At 36.9% G+C, this 23,282-nt stretch carries 18 protein-coding genes; 5 read left to right on the top strand and 13 right to left on the bottom strand.

Annotated elements, in window-relative coordinates; genetic code table 11:
- The first annotated feature begins 44 nt into the window (after positions 1–44).
- The gene (gene ftsZ, locus A6M55_RS16850; protein WP_064198612.1) at positions 45–1,469 is read left to right on the top strand and encodes a cell division protein FtsZ; all 1,425 of its coding nucleotides are present in this window, start codon (positions 45–47) and stop codon (positions 1,467–1,469) included.
- 50 nt (positions 1,470–1,519) lie between these two features.
- On the opposite strand, the gene A6M55_RS16845 is transcribed toward ftsZ, so the two are convergent.
- A complete protein-coding gene (locus A6M55_RS16845) occupies positions 1,520–2,155 on the bottom strand; it encodes a MarR family winged helix-turn-helix transcriptional regulator (protein WP_229235560.1) in 636 nt (211 codons plus the stop codon).
- Positions 2,156–2,317: 162 nt separating this feature from the next.
- Here A6M55_RS16845 and A6M55_RS16840 point away from each other — a divergent pair, with 162 nt between their 5' ends.
- The gene (locus tag A6M55_RS16840) at positions 2,318–4,753 is read left to right on the top strand and encodes a TonB-dependent receptor (protein WP_064198610.1); all 2,436 of its coding nucleotides are present in this window, start codon (positions 2,318–2,320) and stop codon (positions 4,751–4,753) included.
- A gap of 71 nt (positions 4,754–4,824) precedes the next feature.
- Here the strand turns inward: A6M55_RS16840 and serS are convergent, their stop codons facing one another.
- From serS to argC, 6 genes are all read right to left on the bottom strand, one after another.
- Positions 4,825–6,093: a serine--tRNA ligase gene (serS, locus tag A6M55_RS16835; RefSeq protein ID WP_015028672.1), complete on the bottom strand. Its 1,269-nt coding sequence runs from the start codon at positions 6,091–6,093 to the stop codon at positions 4,825–4,827.
- Positions 6,094–6,181: 88 nt separating this feature from the next.
- Positions 6,182–7,510, bottom strand: a complete 1,329-nt coding sequence (locus A6M55_RS16830; protein ID WP_015028671.1) for an aspartate kinase — start codon at positions 7,508–7,510, stop codon at positions 6,182–6,184.
- A gap of 116 nt (positions 7,511–7,626) precedes the next feature.
- The gene (gene ribH, locus A6M55_RS16825) at positions 7,627–8,106 is read right to left on the bottom strand and encodes a 6,7-dimethyl-8-ribityllumazine synthase (RefSeq protein WP_015028670.1); all 480 of its coding nucleotides are present in this window, start codon (positions 8,104–8,106) and stop codon (positions 7,627–7,629) included.
- Between the two features lie 84 nt (positions 8,107–8,190).
- Entirely contained in the window at positions 8,191–8,886 is a 696-nt protein-coding gene (locus A6M55_RS16820; protein WP_064198609.1) for a tetratricopeptide repeat protein, read from the bottom strand.
- A 367-nt stretch (positions 8,887–9,253) separates the two neighbouring features.
- The gene (secA, locus tag A6M55_RS16815; protein ID WP_064198608.1) at positions 9,254–12,568 is read right to left on the bottom strand and encodes a preprotein translocase subunit SecA; all 3,315 of its coding nucleotides are present in this window, start codon (positions 12,566–12,568) and stop codon (positions 9,254–9,256) included.
- A 292-nt stretch (positions 12,569–12,860) separates the two neighbouring features.
- Entirely contained in the window at positions 12,861–13,829 is a 969-nt protein-coding gene (gene argC / locus A6M55_RS16810; RefSeq protein ID WP_064198625.1) for an N-acetyl-gamma-glutamyl-phosphate reductase, read from the bottom strand.
- Positions 13,830–14,048: 219 nt separating this feature from the next.
- Here argC and lgt point away from each other — a divergent pair, with 219 nt between their 5' ends.
- Entirely contained in the window at positions 14,049–14,900 is an 852-nt protein-coding gene (gene lgt / locus A6M55_RS16805; protein ID WP_015028666.1) for a prolipoprotein diacylglyceryl transferase, read from the top strand.
- 65 nt (positions 14,901–14,965) lie between these two features.
- Here lgt and A6M55_RS16800 read toward each other — a convergent pair whose 3' ends face one another.
- The 4 genes from A6M55_RS16800 to A6M55_RS16785 form a co-directional block, all read right to left on the bottom strand.
- Positions 14,966–15,844 carry a MerR family transcriptional regulator gene (locus A6M55_RS16800; RefSeq protein ID WP_015028665.1) on the bottom strand — a complete coding sequence of 293 codons (879 nt, stop codon included), beginning with the start codon at positions 15,842–15,844 and terminating at the stop codon, positions 14,966–14,968.
- Positions 15,845–16,186: 342 nt separating this feature from the next.
- Positions 16,187–17,584, bottom strand: a complete 1,398-nt coding sequence (locus A6M55_RS16795) for a hypothetical protein (protein ID WP_064198607.1) — start codon at positions 17,582–17,584, stop codon at positions 16,187–16,189.
- Between the two features lie 60 nt (positions 17,585–17,644).
- Positions 17,645–18,364: a YebC/PmpR family DNA-binding transcriptional regulator gene (locus tag A6M55_RS16790; RefSeq protein ID WP_015028663.1), complete on the bottom strand. Its 720-nt coding sequence runs from the start codon at positions 18,362–18,364 to the stop codon at positions 17,645–17,647.
- Between the two features lie 186 nt (positions 18,365–18,550).
- Positions 18,551–19,228, bottom strand: coding sequence for a hypothetical protein (locus tag A6M55_RS16785; protein WP_064198606.1), 678 nt, complete (start codon positions 19,226–19,228; stop codon positions 18,551–18,553).
- Positions 19,229–19,348: 120 nt separating this feature from the next.
- Between A6M55_RS16785 and dinB the strand changes: the two genes are divergently transcribed.
- Positions 19,349–20,416, top strand: coding sequence for a DNA polymerase IV (dinB, locus tag A6M55_RS16780; protein WP_064198605.1), 1,068 nt, complete (start codon positions 19,349–19,351; stop codon positions 20,414–20,416).
- 15 nt (positions 20,417–20,431) lie between these two features.
- Here dinB and A6M55_RS16775 read toward each other — a convergent pair whose 3' ends face one another.
- Positions 20,432–21,244: a DUF547 domain-containing protein gene (locus A6M55_RS16775; RefSeq protein ID WP_015028660.1), complete on the bottom strand. Its 813-nt coding sequence runs from the start codon at positions 21,242–21,244 to the stop codon at positions 20,432–20,434.
- A 34-nt stretch (positions 21,245–21,278) separates the two neighbouring features.
- Positions 21,279–22,391 carry an acyltransferase family protein gene (locus A6M55_RS16770; protein ID WP_064198604.1) on the bottom strand — a complete coding sequence of 371 codons (1,113 nt, stop codon included), beginning with the start codon at positions 22,389–22,391 and terminating at the stop codon, positions 21,279–21,281.
- Between the two features lie 207 nt (positions 22,392–22,598).
- Here A6M55_RS16770 and A6M55_RS16765 point away from each other — a divergent pair, with 207 nt between their 5' ends.
- The gene (locus tag A6M55_RS16765; RefSeq protein WP_041693985.1) at positions 22,599–23,123 is read left to right on the top strand and encodes a GNAT family N-acetyltransferase; all 525 of its coding nucleotides are present in this window, start codon (positions 22,599–22,601) and stop codon (positions 23,121–23,123) included.
- The last annotated feature ends 159 nt before the right edge of the window (positions 23,124–23,282 follow it).

Below are 23,282 nucleotides of genomic sequence, written 5' to 3'. Positions count from 1 at the left end.
AAAAATAAACAGCAGCTTTTCCTAATCTATAAAATTTCATCACGATGTCAGAAGAACCAGAATACGAACTCGTTTCAAAGAATAAGTTCAAGAATATAATCAAGGTAATTGGTGTAGGTGGAGCTGGCTGTAATGCTGTTAAACACATGCACAACATGGGTGTAAGTGATATAGGCTTGGTAATTTGTAATACAGACCAACAAGCACTCGAATCTGCTTCGCCTGAAATAAAACGTTTACAAATTGGTATTGAGCTAACCAAAGGTTTAGGTGCTGGAACTGAACCAGAAATGGGAAGAAAGGCAGCCGAAGAAAGCGAAAAAGCTATCAGAGAAATGCTCAAAGAACCAACGGAGATGGTATTCATCACGGCTGGTATGGGCGGTGGTACGGGTACAGGTGCAGCACCAGTAATTGCACGTATTGCACGTGAAATGAAATTACTGACAGTTGCAGTGGTAACTGACCCATTTACTTTTGAAGGAGAAGATAAAATTCTTCAAGCTCGTGCGGGTATTGAAGAGTTAAAAAAATGTAGCGATACCGTACTTATCATCAAAAATGAGCGTTTAGAGCAAACTTTTGGTGATATGGATATAGAAGAGGCTTATGCAAAGGCTGATGATGTATTGGCTAATGGCGTGAAAAGTATTGCCGAACTTATTACTCGTCCGGGTATTATTAACCTTGACTTTGCTGATGTGAAAAAGGTATTGGGTAATGCAGGACAAGCTGTTATGGGTACTGCCGAAGCAGAGGGCGAACGCCGTGCAGAAGAAGCAATTAAATTGGCTCTTTCTTCGCCATTATTAGAAAGCAATGACATTAATGGTGCCCAAAGAGTCTTGTTAAGTATTGCTTATAGCCCTGAACATAAAATCAAGCTTTCTGACCAAACTTTAGTAACAAAGTTTGTTGAAAGCCAAATTCAAACTAAAGCTCGTTTGTTTAAGCACGGTTTTGCGATTGATAAAAACTTGGGTAAAAAAGTACGCGTAACAATCGTTGCAGCAGGTTATGAAAATGTACCACCGCCATTTGAAATTGATATTCCTCAACCGCCTGTGATGGAGGTTGTAAGACCAATGCATGTGGCTGGCCCTACGGCAACAGCTTCTAATGCAGTTCCGCTTGCAGTAGCTACAGCAGCCTCTTCAACACCATCAACACCGCAAGTTGTGGCAACAGGAAGTGCAAGTAGTACACAATATCCTTCGGAAGAGTCGCCGAATCCGAATTTTATTGAGCAACTTGAGCCAAAAGTTGAGCAAAAAGACCCAATGGAGCAAATCAGAGCGATGATTCAAAGATTTATGCGTGAAGGTTACCGAAACCCAGCTTTAAATACAACTCCGACTTATGTTCGAAATGGTATTGAGTTACAAGATGTGAAGAAACTCCGTCAAAATGGAAAAGTTTTAGAATATGAGTTAGACCAACTCCTTTCTATGATGGAATCAAGCCGATAATATCTACTTATAATTATACAAAAAAACCGCCTCAAAGGCGGTTTTTTATTTTAAAAATATTTCTCCAAAACTCTATCAATACTGGCCTCACGGTCGTTTAAAAAAATCGGATTATGGAAATGATGGAGTTTATTTAAAAGATAATATAGTTGCAAACGCTCCGTTTCATTCAATTGCCCTGAAATAATCTTACTTACTTTCATCATTCCTTCAAATGATTTGAAAAGTTCGGCTTGACCTAATGGAGTAATCCTCAAACGCTTGCTTCTTTTATCTAAATCATCGTCGTATTGTTCGAGTAACTGGCTGTTTATCAGTCTTTTAATTATCTCCATTCCTGTGTTTTTTTCATGAATATTTTTTTCAATTACTTGAGTTTTGGTTGGATTTTTATATTGCCATACCGCAGCCAAATAACCAAAATCATCCAAGGTCAAGATGGTTGATTCTTCCAATGCCTTTTTGATATACCCTTTGGCATAGCGATACATAAACGCAACTAACTGACCAATATTTGTTTCTTCATTTTCAGAAGGTAAAGTTGGGCTTTCGGGTGTAAGTAGTCTGCCCAAATATTTTTGGTTGAGAAATACCACAAAATCTTCCATCGAAATTGGCTTCGAGGATTGCTCAGATTCGATGCTTTCTAAGTCTGTAATTAATTTTTGTAAGATACTATAATTCATCAAGGCAAAACTAAAAGTGTTTTTTTGTGCTAAATTATTTTTTTTAGTACAAAAACAAAACATATTTCAATTAAAAATGTTTTACTATTAAATAACAAAAACACACTTGAAATGTTGCTGATAATTTAAAAACTCAGCCATAAACATTAAAATCAACATATTATGCACAAAATCTTACAATTATTGGCCGTATTTTTTCTTTCTGTGGGTGTAGCTTATTCCCAACGTACGGGCGAAATTCAAGGAACAGTTAAAGACCGTAAAACTCAAGAGCCACTTATTGGCGTAACGATTCAAGTAGAAAACACCCAGAAAGGTGTAACCACCGACATTGATGGAAATTTCAAGATAAGCCTACCCGTGGGCAGTTATAATTTGAAAGCAACATTTGTGGGCTACAAACCTCTAACCAAGTTTAATATTAACCTTACAACGGGTAATACACAACAGATTACGTTTGAGTTGGAAGAAGAATCACAAACACTTGATGAAGTAAAAGTGGTCGTTAATCGCTCTGTTTCGGTAGCAAATATCGAAACACCCAATTCGATTCAGAAACTAACAGCCGAGGAAATCAAAAATAATCCAGGTGGAAATTTTGATATTTCTCGTGTAATTGGCGTATTACCTGGTGTTGGTGGCACGGCGGGCTCTGTGGGCGGTTTCAGAAATGATTTAGTGATTAGAGGTGGAGGTCCCAATGAAAATGTTTTTTATTTAGATGGAATTGAGATTCCTGTAATCAATCACTTTGCTACACAAGGAAGTTCAGGTGGCCCAACTGGTATTCTGAATGTTTCGTTTATTGAAGATGCCACGCTTTCGACGAGTAGTTTTAATGCTCGCTATGATAATGCACTTTCTTCGGTTTTACAATTCAAACAAAGAGATGGAAACCCCAATAAAGTAGAGGGAAATGTGAGGTTGAGTTCGACTGAAGTAGCGGCCACCCTTGAAGGTCCAATTTCGCAGAAAACAACATTTTTAGCATCGGCACGCCGCTCGTATTTGCAACTTTTATTTTCTGCTCTTGATTTGCCAATTCGACCAAGTTACTGGGATTTTCAGTACAAAATCACGCATAAATTCAATAAGAAAACAACATTAAACTTAATCGGAGTAGGAGCAATTGATGATTTTTATTTTGGTGTACCGAAAGAAACCGATGCTTCAAAAGAATATATTCTACGTTCGAATCCGCTTATTAAACAATGGAATTATACCGTTGGAGCTTCATTGAAAAGACTTATTACAAATGGCTATATTAATATTGCTTTGAGCCGAAATATGTTCGATAATGCACTCGACCGATATGAAGATGGCAAGAGTGATGACCCTGCACTAAGGGTGTTTAACTCACAATCACAAGAGATTGAAAATAAGTTTAGAATTGATGTAAACCAGTATAAAGGAAAGTGGGAGTATAGCTACGGGGGAGTGATTCAATATGTGAAGTATAATAATGACTTTTTTAATATTTTTAGTCGTGAAATTAGAAATGCAACGGGGCAAATTATTCAACCCGGTATAAGTGTTAAGTTTAATACTGACATTAATTTCTTTAAATATGGAGCTTTTGGACAAGTTTCAAGGAAGTTTTTCAACGAAAAACTCAGTCTTTCTGCTGGAATCAGAACCGACATGAACTCGTTTACTGTTGATGGAGGAAAACCGCTCGAAACACTTAGTCCACGAACCTCATTAAGTTATCAATTTGCTGATAAATGGAGAGTAAATGTCTCGGCCGGGCGTTATTTTAAAGTGCCAATCTACACCGTTTTGGGTTATCAAAATGACAACCAGTTTACGAATAAAGCCAATAAATACATTCAGTCAGACCACTTAGTAGCTGGTTTAGAGTTTATTCCAACTCCACAAACTAGAATAACGGTAGAAGCTTTTAATAAAAAGTATAGAAACTATCCAGTTACCGTAAGTAGAGGAATTTCATTGGCTAATGAAGGAGGCGATTTCGGTGCTATCGGCAATGAGCAAGTAGTATCAATTGGTAAAGGCCGAAGCTACGGTGTTGAATTCTTTTTCCAACAAAAATTAACCAAAAATTTCTTTGGGGTATTAAGTTATACGCTTTTTAGAAGCGAATTTTCGGGAGCCGATGGGAAACTAATCTCATCAGCTTGGGATACCCGCCATATACTTTCGGCTCAACTTGGACGTAAATTTAAACATGGCTGGGAAATGGGCTTGAAATGGCTTTCGCAAGGGGGAGCACCATATACGCCATTTGATTTGGCAGCTTCACAAGCAAATTATTCATTAGTTGGTCGTGGTACACTTGATTATACAAGATTAAATCAAGGGAGATTGGGTAATTTTAAAAGATTTGATTTTAGGGTTGATAAAAAATGGAATTTTAGAAAAACCACGTTCGACCTTTATTTAGATGTGCAAAATGCTTTATTATTCAAGACTCCAGCATTTCCACAATATACTTTTGCTCGAAATGCTGATAATACTGGTTTTCAGACAACTGATGGCCTGCCACTACGAAGAGATGGTGCAAATGCTGTTCCGTTGATTTTAGATAATAACGATGTATCAGTAACTCCATCTTTAGGATTTGTTTGGGAGTTTTAAGAAGTAATTTACATCAAAAAAGCCTCATTATTATCTGATAATGAGGCTTTTCTTTTTGTAAAAACTAAATATTATATCATTTCAAAACCACAGTAAGGCACTAATGCTTTTGGTATTTTGATACCTTCTGGTGTTTGAGAATTTTCTAAAATTGATGCCAAAATACGTGGTAATGCTAAGGCCGAACCGTTGAGTGTGTGCAAAAGTTGAGTTTTACCATCTACTTTATAACGAAGTTTCAAACGATTAGCTTGATATGATTCAAAGTTTGAAACTGAACTTACTTCTAACCAGCGTTTTTGAGCCGCAGAATATACTTCAAAATCATAAGTCAAAGCTGAAGTAAAGCCCATATCGCCACCACATAGGCGAAGAATACGGTAAGGTAATTCTAATTTTTCAAGCAATGATTTTACGTGTTCTACCATCTCATCTAGAGCTTGATATGATTCTTCAGGCTTGCGAACTTGTACGATTTCAACTTTATCGAATTGGTGCAAACGATTCAAACCACGCACGTGAGCCCCCCAGCTTCCTGCTTCACGACGGAAACAAGGCGTGTAAGCCACATTTTTAATTGGTAACTCCGCATCTGATAAAATAACATCGCGGTAAATATTTGTTACTGGAACTTCCGCCGTAGGAATCAAATACAAATCATCTACAGTTGCATGGTACATTTGTCCTTCTTTGTCAGGCAACTGACCAGTTCCGAAACCAGAATCTTTATTAATTAAAATTGGTGGTTGAATTTCGAAATACCCCGCTGCTAATGCTTCATCTAAAAAGAAGTTAATCATAGCTCGTTGGATTCTTGCTCCTTTTCCTTTATAAACTGGAAATCCCGCTCCTGTGATTTTATTTCCTAAATCAAAATCAATTATGTCGTATTTCTTAATGAGTTCCCAGTGTGGTAAAGCATCTTCGTGCAAAGTAGGTATTTCTCCAGCTTGAAAGACATTGAGGTTTTCTTCTGGTGTACGGCCGTCTGGTACACTTGCGTGTGGTAAGTTCGGAATCGTAACCATGATGTCATAAAGCTCCGCTTCCGAATTTTTCAAATCTTCCTCCAAACCTTTAGATTTTATCTTCAATTCGGCTGTTTCTGCTTTCGCAGCTTCGGCTTCTTCTTTTTTTCCAGCTTTCATCAAGCCGCCAATTTCTTTGGCAAGGGCATTGGCTCTCGCTAAAGTTGCATCGAGCTCAGCTTGTGTTTCACGACGTTTCTGGTCGATGGCTAAAACAGCTTCAACAGTCTCATCGGCATTTTTAAAATACTTACGTTTGAGGCTATCAATGGTAGCTTGTTTGTTTTCTTTAATAAAATTGAGTTGTAGCATTGCTATTATATTTTTTGAGAAGAGGTTTTGATGCCTCTTCTCGTTGATTTTGCATTAATTATTGATGAAGTAATGGCACTAATAACAATTAATCAAACTTAAACAACCCTTCGTTGAGTGCGTTCAAGGCTGCATTTTTATCTTTTGTATCAACTAAAAGTGAGATATTATGCTCTGAAGCTCCGTAAGAAATCATTCTAATCGGAATATCACGCATGGCTTCCATAACTTTTAGAGCAATACCTGCTTTATCAGCTTTGAAATTACCCACGATACAAATGATTGATTGATTGCGGTCATGCTCTTCTAAATCGGCAAATTGACCTAAAACTGCCGTAATTTTATCTAAATTATCAGCATTATCAATCGTTACGGCTATCGAAACCTCCGAAGTAGTTATCATATCTACTGGAGTTTTGTAGTTTTCGAATACTTCAAATACTCTTCTCATAAAGCCATAAGCATTCAGCATACGAGTTGAGTGAATGTAAATTGCTGTAATGCCATCTTTGGCGGCAATAGCCTTAATCTCAGAGTCGGTAGTTTTATCGGCGATAAGTGTACCGTATGCGTTTGGCTCCATTGTATTTTTCAAGCGAACAGGAACACTACGCATTTTTGCTGGTGTGATTGTACTTGGGTGAAGGATTTTTGCTCCAAAGTATGCCAGTTCTGCCGCTTCTTCAAATGTAAGCTCACGTACTGGGAAAGTACGCTTCACAATACGTGGGTCGTTGTTGTGCATGCCGTCGATGTCAGTCCAGATTTGGATTTCTTCCGAACGAATTGCACCACCAATTAATGAAGCTGTATAATCTGAGCCCCCACGTTTGAGGTTATCTACTTCACCACGTGGATTGCGGCAGATAAAACCTTGCGTGATAAATATTTGTGTATTTGGAAGTTGCCCAAGCATTGCTGTAAGTTTTTCTTCAGTAAAACTTAAAACAGGCTCGTTATCAGCATCAATCAACATGAAATCTAAAGCTGGAAGCAAAGCCGAGTTTACACCTTCTTCTTGTAAATATGCCTCAAACATTTGCGTAGAAAGCAATTCACCTTCTGCAACGATTTCCTTTTCTTGTTTGAGAGAGAATGGTTTAATATTCACCAACGAACGAATAAAGTTAAATTCTTTTTCGATGATGTTTTTACCTTTGGTATAACCTTCTTCGGTTTTGTATAATTCCTTAATAAAAGACTCATAATGAGCATATAGTGCATCAATTTTCTCGATAGCATCTGCATCATTGTTTGCCTTAAGCGACTCGCCAATAGCAATTAGAGCGTTGGTCGTACCCGAAAGAGCTGACAATACTACGATTTTACGTCCACTATCTTCAGTAATTAAATTACGAATAGAGTGCATACGCTCGGGCTTACCTACTGAAGTCCCGCCAAATTTCCAAACTTGCATTTTTTAAATTTAATTTTAAATGAATAAGACGGAACTCCGCCCGTTTAAAAAAGTGAATTGTTTAGCTTGTTGATTATCAGTATTTTTATTTGAGTATTTGCAATGATAATTTTTTATTAAACAAGAGCCAACATTTTGATGGCAGTTATGGCTGCTTCATCGCCCTTATTGCCATGAATACCACCTGCTCGGTCGAGTGCTTGCTGTTGATTATTAGGCGTTAATACCCCAAAAATCACGGGTTTATTATATTTCAGAGAAACGTTAGTCAAACCTTGAGCAACTGCATGATTGATGTAATCATTGTGCTTGGTTTCTCCTTGAATTACACAACCAATAGCAATTATGGCATCAATATCTGCTTTTTGGGCATAAACCTGCGAACCAAAACTTAGTTCATAACTACCGGGCACATTTGCTCTTACGATATTTTCTGGTTTTACACCATTTTCGATGAGTGTTTTATAGGCCCCATCAAAAAGTGCTTCGGTAACTTCAGCATTCCATTCGGCTACAACAATAGCAAATTTCTTCTGACTAACATCGGGTAAATTCGAGGTACTGAACTCGCTTAAATTTTTATTAGCTGACGACATAGTTTTTCTAGATAAATTAAAAAAAAGGGATAAACCTCGTTCGGCTTATCCCTTTGATTATATTTTTTATTGCATAACCAAGTATTACTCGCCGACAGTGCCTTCGAGTTTGGATTTATATTTCTTGGCGTTACCAATTTCAATTGATTCAGGATAATTTGTGATAATATCACTGTAAACCTCTAATGCTTCTTTGTTATTTTTAGCAACTTCATAAGCATTAGCCAATTTCATTAAGTAAATTGGAGTGAAAGTTTTGTTTGGCTTATAATCAGCTGCTTTTTTGTAGTAAGAGATTGCGTCATCTACGCTTTTCTTTTCCATATAAGCATCACCAATCAATGCGTATGATCTTGCTTGTACAAGAAGGTCATCTGAGCTAAAGTCTTTCAAATGCTCAATTGCTTCATCGTATTTACCTTGTTTTACTAATGCTACACCAGCATAAAAGTTAGCTAATTTACCTGCTTTTGTAGAACCATAGTTATCAGCAATTGCCAAAAGACCTTCATTACCGCCTGTACCGTTCAAAGCTTGTTTTAATGAATCTGCTTCGAATGCATATACAGCATTAAACATGGCTGCTTGAGCTTCGTCATCTTGAGAATTTGTGTAATAATTATATCCTACTACACCTAAAACAACCGCTAAAATACCACCACCAATGATAGTTAATAGTTTTTGATTGTTCTTCAAAAAGCCTTCTGCTTTGTTAAATTCTTGTTGTAGAGCTTCTGGGCTTTCAATAATTTCAAGACCTGATTTTTCTTTTTTTGCCATTTTAGATAGTGCGACTACCGCTTTAATTTATCGTTTCGACTTGATTAAGTAATGATAATCAAGTTTTAATTTCAAAAAATATTTGTAAAAATCTATATCAGACTTTTTTCGGACTGCAAAGTTATGAAATTGATTTTGAACTTCTATCAATAGTTTGATAAAAATTATGCTAAATAAACCTTTTTTATTGAAAAATATATAGTTAAAGGGCGTTTTTAAGTTGTACGTAATCTTTACCAATGAAAAGATTACTGATTTACATTGAAAAAACTTTCGATTGAAATTGTAAAAAGGAGCATATTCAGAAAAAGAAAAGGCGTTGGAGAAACCCAACGCCTTTATTATATCTATTTAAATGATTTAGCCACTACTCAATCAAAACAGCTTTACCATTTACCACATCATCTTCTACGTTTTTGTATTTCACATCACGTTTTACTGTACCATCTTTATATTGCACGCTCACACGTTGGTTTCGGTCAGCTATTTTTATATTGCGTAACGGTGTTGTTTTGCTTGCTCCATCGCCACCATCTTCATCGCTCGATTTATTCGTTTGAAGTTTTGGCGTTTCTACCTTTGGTGGTGTCATTTGTTGGAAACGAAGCTCAACCACGTTAGCTTTCATTAAGAAGCTTACAGTATCAGTATTTACTTTGTTTAAGAAGTTTTTGAATAACTCAACTGCTTCAAATTTGTAAATCAACAAAGGATCTTTTTGTTCGTAAGAGGCATTTTGAACCGATTGTTTCAAATCATCCATATCACGAAGATGCTCTTTCCATTCTTGGTCAATTACACTCAACGAAATATGTTTTTCGATTTCTTTAATCAATTCACGGCCATCGCTTTCTACGGCAGATTTAAGATTACAATACAAACCAATATTTTGGTTGCCATCGCCAACAATCGCAATAAATGGTTCATCAATTAGTGCACGACGGTCTTGAAGTACATTTGAAAGTACTGGAACCATATTTTTACGAATTTCATCGTTTTTAGCTTTGTAGGCTTTCTCAGCTTGTAAATATAGTCTTTCCACCAATTTCGGATTTCCCTTTGAAAACTCATTGCGTGCAATTTCTGGCTGAATAGCCAACTTTTGCATACAACGCAGTTCAAATTCATCGTAATTACCTTCGGCATTCATTACGATGTCATTACAAGTATCATAAAGAATATTGGCAATATCGAGTGAAAGACGGTCGCCGAAAAGGGCATTTTTACGACGTTTATAAATGGTATCACGTTGGATATTCATTACATCATCGTATTCAATCAAACGCTTACGAGTTCCGAAGTTATTCTCTTCTACTTTCCTCTGAGCTCTTTCAATGGAGCTTGTAATCATAGAGTGCTGAATTACCTCGCCTTCTTCCATGCCCATGCGATCCATAACAGACGCGATGCGGTCAGAGCCGAATAAACGCATCAATTGGTCTTCAAGCGAAACAAAGAATTGAGAAGTACCCGGGTCTCCTTGACGACCTGCACGACCACGTAACTGACGGTCAACGCGACGTGAATCGTGGCGTTCTGTACCGATAATTGCCAAACCTCCCGCCGCTTTACTTTCGGCAGTAAGCTTAATATCAGTACCACGACCAGCCATGTTGGTAGCAATCGTTACCGTTCCTGGCTTTCCCGCTTCTGCAACAATATCGGCTTCACGAGCGTGTTGCTTGGCGTTCAATACTTGGTGTGGAATCTTACGAAGTGTAAGCATACGGCTCAAAATCTCTGAGTTTTCAACCGATGTTGTACCCACTAAGACTGGACGACCAATATTTACTAACTCTACGATTTCTTCTACAACTGCATTATATTTCTCGCGTACGGTTTTATAAACTTTATCTTCTTGGTCCTTTCTTACAACCGCACGGTTTGTAGGAATCGAAACCACGTCTAATTTATAAATTTTCCAGAATTCACCTGCTTCTGTTTCTGCAGTACCCGTCATACCCGCTAATTTGTGGTACATACGGAAATAGTTTTGAAGCGTAATTGTTGCGTAAGTTTGAGTTGAATCCTCAACTTTTACATTTTCTTTCGCTTCTACTGCTTGGTGTAAACCATCTGACCAGCGACGACCATCCATGATACGACCCGTCTGCTCATCAACAATCATTACTTTATTATCAATCACCACATACTCTACATCTTTTTCAAATAAAGTATAAGCTTTTAATAATTGATTGACAGCGTGAATACGTTCGGCTTTGGTAGAATAATCACGAATAATTTCGTCTTTTTTCAAGATTTTCTCCTGTTCATTCAAGTCTGATTTGGCAATAGCAGCTAAGTCAACACCTAAATCTGGCATTACGAAGAAATTATGGTCTTCACTTTCACCAGTCAAGAAATCAATTCCTTTATCTGTCAACTCAATTGAGTTATTTTTTTCATCAATAGTAAAATAAAGAGGAGCATCTGCTTCTGGCATTAACTTTTGGTTTTCTGCCAAGTAAATTGCTTCTGTTTCTTGAAGAATAGCTTTAATACCTGCTTCCGATAAATACTTAATCAATGGTTTATTTTTGGGTAAACCTCTAAATGCACGGAAAAGAGCTAAGCCACCCTCTTTTTTATTGCCCGCACCAATTAATTTTTTAGCTTCGATTAAATAAGCGTTAGTAAGTACTTTTTGTGCTTCGACCACCCTCTGGATACGTGGTTTCAAAGATAAGAACAATTCTTCGTCACCAGTACGAGCCATTGGCCCACTGATAATCAATGGCGTACGGGCATCATCAATCAAAACTGAGTCAACCTCATCGACCATTGCGTAGTGGTGCTCGCGTTGTACGAGTTCTTCTGGGTCGTTTACCATGTTATCACGTAGGTAATCAAAACCAAACTCGTTGTTTGTACCGTAGCAAATGTCAGCACGATAAGCCGCACGGCGTGCCGCTGAGTTTGCTGGATATTTATCAATGCATTCGCAAGTAATGCCATTAAACTCAAAAATTGGCCCCATCCATTCAGAGTCACGACGAGCCAAGTAGTCGTTTACAGTAACCACGTGAACACCTTTTCCAGCTAAAGCATTTAAGAATGCTGGGAAAGTAGCTACTAATGTTTTACCTTCACCTGTTGCCATTTCGGCAATTTTTCCTTTATGTAAAGCTGCACCTCCAATAATCTGAACATCGTAATGCACCATGTTCCAAGTCATTAGGTTACCAGCGGCTACCCATTGGTTTTTCCAGATGGCTTTATCGCCTTCGATAGTGATGTGCGATTTACGCATAGCTAATTCACGGTCGAGGTGCGAAGCTGTAACCACAATTTCAGAACTTTCGGAGAATCTTCTGGCTGTTTCTTTAACAATCGCAAATGCTTTTGGCAGAATTTCTAATAAAACAACTTCTAACTCTTTATTTCTATCAAGTTTTAAAGCATCTATTTTTTTGAAGTTTGCTTCTTTAGCATCAACCGACATATCAGGGTTTTTCTCGATATTTTCGTTGATGGCTTTTATTTGCTCATCAATGTGTGAAAGTTTCTGAGCGATGTAATCTTGAAGTTCTTTTGTTTTTGCTCTGAATTCATCATTCGAAAGGTTTGCTAATTTTGCGAACTCTTCGTTAGTGAGCTTTACATAGGGCTGTAACTCTTTGTTATCTTTGTCAGATTTAGTACCGAAAATCTGCGTGATTCCTTTTGTTAAAAAATTAAGCATTTTATATTTCTTGTTCGTTAATTCTCGAAATTATGAAGTTTAGTTTTATCAAATATGTAGCCAAAACTTAAAAACTGACAGGTTGACAGAAATTTATAGCCTGATTATCAATAATTTATTTTTTTAAACTACAAATTTAACCTTTTATGGCAGTTTTATAACAAAATTTCTGGCGGAATATTGTTGAAAGGCGATTTTATAAACCCAAACGGCTATTAGGTTGAGAATCAAAAGCTTGTAAAAATTAAACCCATGCTTCTTGAATAGAAGCATGGGTTTTTGAATATTCCTTTTAAAAACCGATTGGCTTTAATTTTAAACCAGTGGTTTCGTCTAATCCAAAAATGAGGTTTAAATTTTGTACTGCTTGCCCCGATGCACCCTTTGTTAGGTTATCAATGATACTCGTAATGAGTAAATTATCATCGTGTTTTTCGAGATGTAAAATACACTTATTGGTATTTACAACTTGCTTTAAATCTATTTCGTTAGCCTCGCTTAAGTGTGTAAAAGGATGCGATGCATAATAGTTTTTATAAAGTTCTTTGGCCTCTTCGATTGTTCCGGCAAATTTGGTGTAAACATTAGCCATGATACCACGACTAAAGTTTCCGCGGTAAGGAATGAAGTTTACAGCTTTGCCAAAATTGGGTTGAAGGGTTTTAAGACTTTGATTGATTTCCTTTAAATGTTGGTGCGTGAAAGCCTTATAAATAGAAATATTATTATTTCTCCAACTAAAATGGGTGGTTGCCGAAAGCGATTGTCCCGCTCCAGTACTACCTGTCACGGCACTTACATGCACATCTTCACTCAATAAACCAGCACTAGCCAATGGTAAAAGTGCTAATTCGATACTCGTGGCAAAACAACCAGGGTTGGCAATACGATTAGCGGTTTTGATTAAATCTTTTTGTAATTCTGGTAAACCATAGATAAAACCATTACTTTGGTCACGGAAATCAGTGCTTAGGTCAATGATTTTCACGTGGTCAGGAACACTATTTTCGGCCAAGAACTTTTTCGATTCGTTGTGCCCCGAACATAAGAAAATAGCTTGAACTTCTTCGAAAGGCATTTGGTCGGTGAAAAGTATGTCTGTTTCGCCAATTAAATCGGTATGAGTAGCATAAATGGGTTTTCCTGCTTGACTCTTCGAGTTAACGAAGCCAATATTTACTGCTGGGTGATTAAGTAAAATACGGAGCAATTCGCCACCTGTGTAGCCAGCTCCACCAATAATACCGATGTTTATTTTCATTTGCATAAAAGCCTCAAATCAAAGAGGATTAATTTAAGGCATTAAAAAGTTAATAATTACATGCTTATTTTCGTTTAGAGCATATCTTTACGAAAAAACTATTTCTAAAAAAATATTGTATTTTAAAGTACAACAACATTTTTGAAGAATCTGTCACAAAATTAAGCAACCTCTCAGAGAAAACTCATATTTTTGAGGAAATTTCAAACCCAATTATACATGACTCTTTTAGAAATTCCGTGGAATGTAAATCCGATTATAGCAAAACTGGGCAGTTTTGAATTACGCTGGTATGGACTTTTGTTTGCTTCGGGCTTTTTGTTGGGCTACCAAATTATGCTCAATGTTTTCAGAAAAGAACACAAATCAGAAAAAGATCTCGATACACTTTTATTTGTGATGATTATCGCAACGGTTATCGGTGCGAGGTTCGGACATTACTTTTTTTATGAATTTGATAGTTTTCTAAAAAATCCGGGCGAATTTCTGATTGATATGATTACGCCACCGTATCAAGGTTTGGCAAGTCATGGAGCCTTAGTGGGTATCATTACCGCATTGGTTATCTACGCTCGCAGCCACAAAGACCAACCATTTTTGTGGGTGGCCGACCGCATTGTAATTACGGTAGCCTTAGCTGGATTTTTTATTCGTATGGGAAATTTGATGAATCACGAGATAGTTGGCAAGGCCACTAATGTACCTTGGGCTTTCAGGTTTAATGCTTTTAGTCAAACACCAACTGGCGATTTAATCATGACCCCTGAGCCTTTTGCACGCCACCCTGCTCAGCTTTACGAAGCATTATCTTGCTTGATACTTTTTGTCATTCTTTATAGCATTTGGAATAAGTTTAAGGAAAAAACACCTCGTGGACTTTTGCTCGGAATTTTCTTGATTTGGGTATTTGGGCTTCGTTTTTGCTATGAGTTTTTGAAAGAAAATCAAGAAGCTTTTGAAGATAAAATGGCATTAAATATGGGTCAGATTCTGAGTATTCCTGCGGTTTTGCTCGGAATTGGTGTTTTGATTTATACTTTCAAAAATAAACAAAACCAAGAAGCAGCATAATTTGCTGAGTGGTTCGTAAAAAATTCGAGGCGATTCAATTTGAACCGCCTCGAATTTTTTATTTATTAATTAGTGGCTACTTCCATTAATTGCCTTACATTATTAATTACATCAGTATTTGGTGGAATATCGAGTCCTTGTCCAATTACTTGATAACCCGTAAGCAAAATATTTATATCTGAAAAAGTCTCTCCTAGCTTATTTACATATTGCTGTATTTCATCTTGTCCCGGTGTAGAGGTAATAACAGTAAATAAATAATCGGGCTTATGATGGTCACAAATAAATTGTAGTTCAGAAAATGGTAAGCTTTGCCCCAAATAAATTACCTTATTATTTCTTGCTCTTAGCACAAAATTGGCAAATAAGAGTGGAATTTCGTGGAACTCGCCTTCTGGTGTAAATAATACGTATTTCTTAGAATTTGCGTCTGGTTTAATGACTTGGCCATCAATTGCCACGATAATTTTCTGACGAATCAGATTCGTAATAAAATGCTCTTGTGCGGGGCCAATAGAACCAGTCACCCACAAAGTACCGATTCGAGTAAGGAATGGATAAATGATGTTAACCATTGTATTCTCGAAACCAAATTGCAAAATATTTGTAGCAATGATTTTTTCGAAACGCTCCTCATCCAAATCAATCATGGCAATGGTAAGAGCATGAATCTGGTCGGGATAATTGAGTTGTTTATCCGAAATAGCCAATACCTCTTTCGAGAGTTCTTCTAAACTAAGTTTAGCAATTTCCGAAATCTTGTAGTCGTGGTCTTTGAGCAATGCAATATTCAGAACCAATTTCAAATCACTATCATCGTAAGTACGGATATTGGTATCAGTTCTTTTTGGATTAATGATATTGTACCGCTGTTCCCATATACGCAAAGTATGGGCTTTGATACCAGATAGTTGTTCTAAATCTTTAATGGAATAATTACTCATTTCTTGACTTTATTGAAAAGTTTAGTTTAGCTCCGCATAGTGTATCAAATAACACGTTCATAGTCGCTTTTCATTTACAAAGCAAAGTAAAGGTTTAACAGAATGTTTGTATTTATGTTTCGAGAAAAATCATTTTTTTTATAAAATTCTTAAAATATTTCGAAAAAAAGTTTGTTTATGAAAAAAAAGGCATTTTGAACAAGTAAAATGAACCGCGGAAAAACTATTATTTTAAGTTTTAGAATAGCAAATTTGTGAAAATAATGCTTAGAGAACATTCTGAAATTTATACAGTAATACATAGCTCCTTATCTTGGCTTTTTTGAAAGAAGGTGCTGTTTCTTATTTTTTATTATGTATTTTCAGATATTTCTGATAGGCCATTGCTACTAAAGCCGTTGTATAGGCATCGGAAGTAAAGTAAAGAATATTGCGTACAACTGTCCCTCCCGAAAAGAACACACCTCCCTTCCAATAGTTTTGGTTGGTTTCCATTTTCTTTTGAGTATCAATATATTTAACTGCTCGATTAATTGTTTCCTGTGAAACTTCAAGCCCTGACTCTTTCAAATAAAGCATAGATAACAGAGCATAAGTGGTAGATTGTAATATATCTCTTTTGTTTACGTGCTTCCAGCTTTGATAGCTTCCATCAGGATTTTGTGTTTGATTCAAATGATTTAAAAGCAACTGAGCAGAAGATTTTAAGGCGGTGTCGCCCGCTGCCAAGGCTCGACTAATAGCAAAATGGAAATGATAACGATTAGGATAATAAATACCCATTCGATTCCAGTGACCACGTTTGGTATGCTTTGCTATAAGTTTGTGTGCTGCTTCGTGACCTTTGCTCTGATTTAGCGTACCTTTTTTTGTTAAATAGGTAAGTACATTGGCATTTACTACCACATCAACATCATTGGTTCCCCATGGAATGTAAGGAATATAGGGGTGTGGATAACAGACACTAAAAGGCAAGAAAAAAACCAAATTGTGTAATACAGTTTTATGGAAACGCCAATTTTCAAAGGTTGATTCTTGGGCAAGCCAAGTCATATACGCTCCCGATTTTTTAAAACCATGATAGAGATAATTATACCAATGCCTGTTTTGCCTATTTTGGTCAAGATAACGGTCAAAAATGCTATGCTTAATGGTTTGATTGCTATCTTTTCCGAAAATCTTTTGGTGATACCAAATTGCTAAATTTCCCAAAGCAGTATCATCGGCATCGTTGGCCACATTCGCTGCATTATTGATAAAACGTTCTCCTAATATAAAGTTTGTTGGTCGTCTGACCAATGGTATAGGATTAGGCTCTTTCCCCCAGCTTAAATCGCGGCGTGGGGGGAGTTTTTTCCAAAAATTGAATTGTAAACCAATGGGAGTGGGGGTGGCGTAACTTAAAACTTCGGGATATACTTTTGCTAACATGGGCAAAATCTGTTTTTGCGTGGTGTCAGCTAAGTACATTTCGGCCAAAATATTATGTATGCCCGCCATTGTGAAGCAATTAGAGTCTCGGTATTGGTTCTTTACGCCCAAGAAGAAAAAGAATCCTTTCATTTGCATAAAGGCCTCCCATTCGCCAGCGTATTGTTTACCTTCGATGGTTTGTGTGGTTTGGTGTTGAGTTAAGTAGTTGAGGCTGCGTTCTATATCTTTTCGAAGCGAATCGGGCGAGGGTTGCTGCGAAAAAGCTGAGATTTTTATTAAAAGAAGTAGAAATAGAGCGTATCTCATGGATTTTATAAAAAAATAGCCTCCCAAAAAGAGGCTATTATATGCTTTATTTTTAGAAAATTAGCTTACCATATTGTGGTAAACATTTTGTACGTCATCGTCTTCTTCGAGTTTTTCGATAAGCTTTTCAATATCTGCCGCTTGCTCATCGGTTAATTGTTTGGTGTCAGTTGGAATTCTTTCGAAATCGGCATGAAGTAGTTCAAAACCTTTCTCTTCGAAATATTTTTGTAAAGCCCCAAATGCCGTAAACTCACCGTAAATATTGATTTGATTAGCTTCTTCGTCTAAGAAAACTTCTTCAGCACCAAAATCAATCAATTCAAGTTCTAATTCTTCGATGTCAGTTTTACCATCATTGGCAATTTTGAAAACCGATTTACGGTCAAAAATGAAATCTAACATGCCAGAAGTTCCTAAACTACCTCCACATTTCGAGAAATAGCTACGAACATTGGCAACTGTACGATTCGTATTATCAGTAGTACATTCTACTAAAATTGCTACTCCGTGCTGGCCATATCCTTCATATACTACCTCTTTGTAATCTTCTTGGTCTTTAGAAGAAGCACGTTTGATTGCATTCTCAACGTTTGCCTTTGGCATATTGGCTGCCTTGGCGTTTTGCATAATCGCACGTAAGCGTGAGTTACTATTTGGGTCTGGTCCACCTGATTTTACTGCAATCGCAATGTCTTTACCAATCCTTGTAAAAGTTTTTGCCATTTGCCCCCAACGCTTCATTTTGCGGGCTTTTCTAAATTCAAACGCTCTTCCCATTTTTTATATGAAAAATCTAATATTTTGTATGTCTTAATTTTGCTGCGAAATTATGAAATTTTATGTAAAAACACACAAATATATTTTAATCAACCGTCTTCGGCTTACAGTTAATAGTTGGCAGTTTTCAATGTAATGAATACTAACGAGAAATTTTTCAATAAAATAAATGCCACTTATGCTCAATTATTTAGTTCGATAAGGCAAATGCTTGGCAATTTGATTCATCAGACTCGAAGTGAGTTGATGAGGTGTGTCCATTCGATTGTTCGGTCGATTACTAAGTTCGGTCGCCCAAACCATTTCGCCACTCTGAGCATCGAAAAGTTTAATATCAGTTGCTACGCCATCGTCAAAGCGAGCATTATTCATTGCCCACGGAGACATAACCATATTTCTATCAGTTGGTCTGCTGATTTTTACCGTCAATTCGCCAAAAATCACGGCGTCAACTTCTAATAATCTTGCTAAATCGGCTTTATTTTGATAACGTATATCTTCTAAACGAATACCGCTGTCGGCGAGTAATTTATTTGTACGGTTAAAATCTTGAATGGCAATTTCATAGCGACCCTTTTCTACTTGTTTGGCGATATTGATAAATAAGTCTTTTTGTGCATCAAGGCTTGCTTCTTGGTCTCGTTTATCGTATTGGCGACGAGTACGAGTATCGTTTTTTTGCTTTGAATAGGCTAGAGGATTCTGAAATTCTACACCAAAAGGTAGAATTGCGATTTTCTTGTGCCTATTTTTTACATTGGCGAAATTTTCAGAAACAAAATCTTTTGAAGAGACACAGCTAGATAAAATCATGGTGATTATTCCGAGTGCAAAAATGCTTTTATTTATGCTGAACGTTTTCATTTTTAAAATTGGTTTTATGGTTAAAAGAAGTCTTCGCTTCAAGCGAAGGCTTCCTTAGTTACATAATGAGATTTAGTAACCATAAGTTGTATAAACATAAAAAATAATTGACAAACACCATTGCACCGAAAAATCATACATATTGATATGGATGCTTTTTTTGCCTCGGTTGAGCAGCGTGATTTTGCTGACTTAAGAGGCAAGCCTGTAGCCGTAGGCGGAAGTAGCGAGCGAGGCGTGGTAGCAGCTGCCAGTTATGAAGCCAGAAAGTTTGGTGTACGTTCGGCCATGTCTTCACGAATTGCGAAGCAAAAATGTCCTAATCTGATTTTTGTTAGACCAAGGTTTGAAGTGTATAAGCAAGTTTCGAGGGAAATCAGAGAAATATTTTTGGAATATACGCCTTTGGTAGAGCCTCTTTCACTCGATGAGGCGTATTTGGATGTAACTGAGAATCTGAAAGGAATTGCCACTGCTACTGAAATTGCACAAGAAATTAAAGTTCGAATCAAGGAGAAAACAACACTTACGGCTTCGGCAGGGGTTTCGGTAAATAAGTTTTTAGCCAAAATTGCCTCCGATTACCGCAAACCCGATGGATTATTTGTTATCAAGCCATCGCAAGCAGAAGCATTTGTTGAAAAACTTGATATTGTAAAGTTTCATGGAATTGGTAGGGTAACTGCCGAGAAAATGCACAAAATGGGCATTTTTACAGGAAAGGAATTACGAGAAAAAAGCTTAGAATTTTTGGTGAATAATTTTGGGAAAGTTGGGCGATATTACCATGATATTGCTCGGGGAATTGACAACCGTTCTGTAAACCCCGATAGTATCAGAAAATCGGTTGGAGTAGAAAATACATTCGACCGTGATTTGACCGAACCCGATGACCTTTATCACGAACTTGATGATATCATCGAGCAGCTTTGGCGAAGAATGCAACGTGCCAATGCCTTCGGAAAAAGTATTACCCTAAAAATAAAATTTGCCGATTTTGGTAACATTACTCGCAGCCGAACTACCCATTTACCAGTTTTTGAGAAAGATTTTTTAGCTAAAGTTTCCTACGAAATGCTTAATAATTTGTTTCCATTGCCTAAAGGAGTGAGATTAATGGGGGTTTCTTTCTCAAATCTCGAATTTGCAGATGAGATGATTGGTCGCCAGCTCACATTAAGTTTCTAAAAAAATAGGAAGTTCTTAATACTTCCCATTTAATTCCCAGTTATAATCCATATATGAGATTTTGGCATCTTTGTTTGCCTTTGTTTTGGCGTATTTATTCGCCCAATCGATTACTGACATTTTATCTTTAAAATCGCCACCGTACCAGTTGAAAATATTTGAAAGTTTGGCTTCTTTGGCTGAAACTTGATTTTTATAAGAATCATTCAAGAAGTCAAAACCTTGGTCGTCGAGTTGTTGGTTTAATTTAGAAGCAATAAAAGCCTCATTTCGCAACGGTGGACAAGATTTTGCGGCACAAACCAAGGCAAAATGAATACGAGGCTCATCAAAATCCTTACGAATAATACCATGCTCGATATTATTTAAATCCAGTTTTTTTCCGCCAATATTAATAAACTTAATATCCCAAGGAGTATTCACAAACGGAATCTTTACCTTGCTGCCAATATCTTTGATGCTCTTGATTTTTTCATCGGTGTGGTCGAGAATCAATTGTACAGTAAACGCATTGTAGGCATTTATCCAATAAGCCAACTTCTCTTCTTTGCTCCAGCGTTCGTTTGGGGCATTATTTTCTAGCAAAGATAGGTACTTTCTTAGCTCTGCTTGGTCTTTCTTAAAACCACCGTAATTCACGAAGCCCTTTGCATCAACGTATTTTTTCAATAGGCCATTCCAAATTTCATGACTAATTGGGTCGGCCGTTGAAGTAGGAGCATTTACAGCAAAACAGCTGCTTACCGCCAAGAGTATAATTACTAATAAGCTCGTGATTTTCATTTTCTGTATCATTTTTTCTTTCAGTATCTCAAACCTTTTATTCATATACGTTTTAGAAGAACAAAAAGTTTGATTAAAACTATACTCGCAAGAAAATCTTATAATGATACATGGCTCTAAGGAATGCCCACTTGATGGCAATAACGGCAAGAGCAATGATTACCTCGTGATAATTTTCGCCAACCAACTGAGCTAACCAACGGAAAAGTCCATTAGCTGCATAATACCAGTTTATTACAAGGCCAGACATATAAATCAAAATTGAGTTTAGTCCGATGATGGTAAAGAAAAACGCCCAACGTTGGTATTGAAGCACATCAATGATAAAATAAAACAAAGAAAGCAGTAAAAGGCTACATCCACCAGCATAAAGCATAAACGAACTTGTCCATAGGTTTTTATTTATCGGGAAAACGATTCCCCAACTCCCACCAATAATCAAACAAACCAAACCTGATATTGCTAAAGTAGCTGCTTTCTGTGTGGGTGTTTTAGTAGTTACATTCTTCAAGTAATTTCCTGCAAAAATTCCCAATAAACCTGTACCTATGGCAGGAATAGTTGAGAAAAGCCCTTCAGGGTCATGAATTTTTAAGTGTAATCGGCCCGGTACCAACATTCTGTCAACCCAAGATGCAAAATTGCCTTGAATTGTCAAATCACCCGCAACAAAACCCGGTGCAGCATTAAATTTCATGATTAAATAATAACCAATCAGTAAACCCGAAAACCACACATATTGCCAACGTTGACTTGCATAAACATAAATAATACAAGCAAACATATAGGCTAAACCAATACGCCCCAAAACACTCGGGAACCGTATTTGTGAGAGTTCTTTTATTTGTAAACCATTATTGTAGATGACGCCAAGTAAAACTAATATTAGTCCACGTTTGATGATTCGGCGTAGTATTGCTTGTTTATCAATACCTTTTTCTATTTCTCGGCCTACCGAATAAGGGGTAGATACACCAGAAATGAATAAAAATAATGGGAAAATGAGGTCATAAAATCGGAAGCCATTCCATGCAACGTGCGAAAGTTGAGTGGCTATCCAAATGGCTGCCGGATGGTGAGTAGCTTCGCTAAGAGCGTGAAAAAAATCTTCTCCGCCCATAATCCAAAACATATCAAAACCACGAAGGGCATCGAGTGAATAAAGTCTTTGTGTAGAACTTGAAGAGCTCATTTTAGGTCGATTAGGGTGATTTTCAAATATACTGAATTTCGATTATGATTCGAAAAGATTTTTGCGTTTTTCAGTTCTTCAAAAAATAATTTTATATCTATGCGTAGAATGTCGAACAAAAATGAGCAAACTTGGTAATACATGTACTTTTGTAACATTAATTTCTAAGCGAATTTGCATAGAATCATTATGATGAATTTCACAATCATGACAGCATTAAAAATACAAACGATAAACAATTCAGATATTGAGGTTTTTTCAGAAGTAGCAACCCGTGCTTATTTCGACCACTACAAACATTTGTGGTTTGACCATGGTCAATGGTATGCCCAAAGGTGTTTTAATACCCAACAATTAAGCGATGAAATGGCTGATGATAAAAATCTATTTTTCTTCGCTATTGTCAATGAAATACCCGTGGGTTTTCTTAAGCTTCGCCCACAAAATCAATTAGCCGACCAAAAGGGTGTAGGCTTTGAAATTGAGCGGATTTATCTAACAAATGAAGCAACAGGACAAGGCATTGGTAGAAAACTCATGGATTTTGCCATTGAAATGGCTCGCCAGCAGCAAAAAGACTATGTTTGGTTGAAGGCGATGGATAGTAGCCAAAATGCAATCAGATTTTATGAAAGCTTAGGTTTTGAAATATGCGGAACTTCTCGACTAACTTTTGAGCAAATGAAAGAAGAATATAAGGGAATGGTGACGATGAAGAAAAACTTGAATTAAAATGAGTCTAATTTTCCTCAAAGGAACTTAATATTGGTAGAAATATATGCTATAATCTCCTCAAAAGCCCCAACGGGTCAAAATATTTCGACCCGTTGGGGCTTTTGAGGCAAGGAAGTCACGGAGTATTTTATGTAATATTAACCCTAACTCACGTTA

The sequence above is a fragment of the Emticicia sp. MM genome, assembly GCF_001649495.1.
The sequence above is the reverse complement of the archived record's forward strand: the minus strand, read 5'-3'. Positions and strand labels throughout refer to the sequence as shown.

What these genes read in the sequence shown, in the direction of transcription:
- ribH (WP_015028670.1), bottom strand. Translation starts at nt 8,106, where the DNA reads ATGTCGTCAGCTAATAAAAATTTAAGCGAGTTCAGTACCTCGAATTTA.
- A6M55_RS16795 (WP_064198607.1), bottom strand. Translation starts at nt 17,584, where the DNA reads ATGAGATACGCTCTATTTCTACTTCTTTTAATAAAAATCTCAGCTTTT.
- lgt (WP_015028666.1), top strand. Translation starts at nt 14,049, where the DNA reads ATGACTCTTTTAGAAATTCCGTGGAATGTAAATCCGATTATAGCAAAA.
- A6M55_RS16790 (WP_015028663.1), bottom strand. Translation starts at nt 18,364, where the DNA reads ATGGGAAGAGCGTTTGAATTTAGAAAAGCCCGCAAAATGAAGCGTTGG.
- A6M55_RS16820 (WP_064198609.1), bottom strand. Translation starts at nt 8,886, where the DNA reads ATGGCAAAAAAAGAAAAATCAGGTCTTGAAATTATTGAAAGCCCAGAA.
- A6M55_RS16845 (WP_229235560.1), bottom strand. Translation starts at nt 2,155, where the DNA reads ATGAATTATAGTATCTTACAAAAATTAATTACAGACTTAGAAAGCATC.
- A6M55_RS16770 (WP_064198604.1), bottom strand. Translation starts at nt 22,391, where the DNA reads ATGAGCTCTTCAAGTTCTACACAAAGACTTTATTCACTCGATGCCCTT.
- serS (WP_015028672.1), bottom strand. Translation starts at nt 6,093, where the DNA reads ATGCTACAACTCAATTTTATTAAAGAAAACAAACAAGCTACCATTGAT.
- A6M55_RS16785 (WP_064198606.1), bottom strand. Translation starts at nt 19,228, where the DNA reads ATGAAAACGTTCAGCATAAATAAAAGCATTTTTGCACTCGGAATAATC.
- argC (WP_064198625.1), bottom strand. Translation starts at nt 13,829, where the DNA reads ATGAAAATAAACATCGGTATTATTGGTGGAGCTGGCTACACAGGTGGC.
- A6M55_RS16765 (WP_041693985.1), top strand. Translation starts at nt 22,599, where the DNA reads ATGACAGCATTAAAAATACAAACGATAAACAATTCAGATATTGAGGTT.
- A6M55_RS16800 (WP_015028665.1), bottom strand. Translation starts at nt 15,844, where the DNA reads ATGAGTAATTATTCCATTAAAGATTTAGAACAACTATCTGGTATCAAA.
- A6M55_RS16830 (WP_015028671.1), bottom strand. Translation starts at nt 7,510, where the DNA reads ATGCAAGTTTGGAAATTTGGCGGGACTTCAGTAGGTAAGCCCGAGCGT.
- secA (WP_064198608.1), bottom strand. Translation starts at nt 12,568, where the DNA reads ATGCTTAATTTTTTAACAAAAGGAATCACGCAGATTTTCGGTACTAAA.
- A6M55_RS16840 (WP_064198610.1), top strand. Translation starts at nt 2,318, where the DNA reads ATGCACAAAATCTTACAATTATTGGCCGTATTTTTTCTTTCTGTGGGT.
- A6M55_RS16775 (WP_015028660.1), bottom strand. Translation starts at nt 21,244, where the DNA reads ATGAATAAAAGGTTTGAGATACTGAAAGAAAAAATGATACAGAAAATG.
- ftsZ (WP_064198612.1), top strand. Translation starts at nt 45, where the DNA reads ATGTCAGAAGAACCAGAATACGAACTCGTTTCAAAGAATAAGTTCAAG.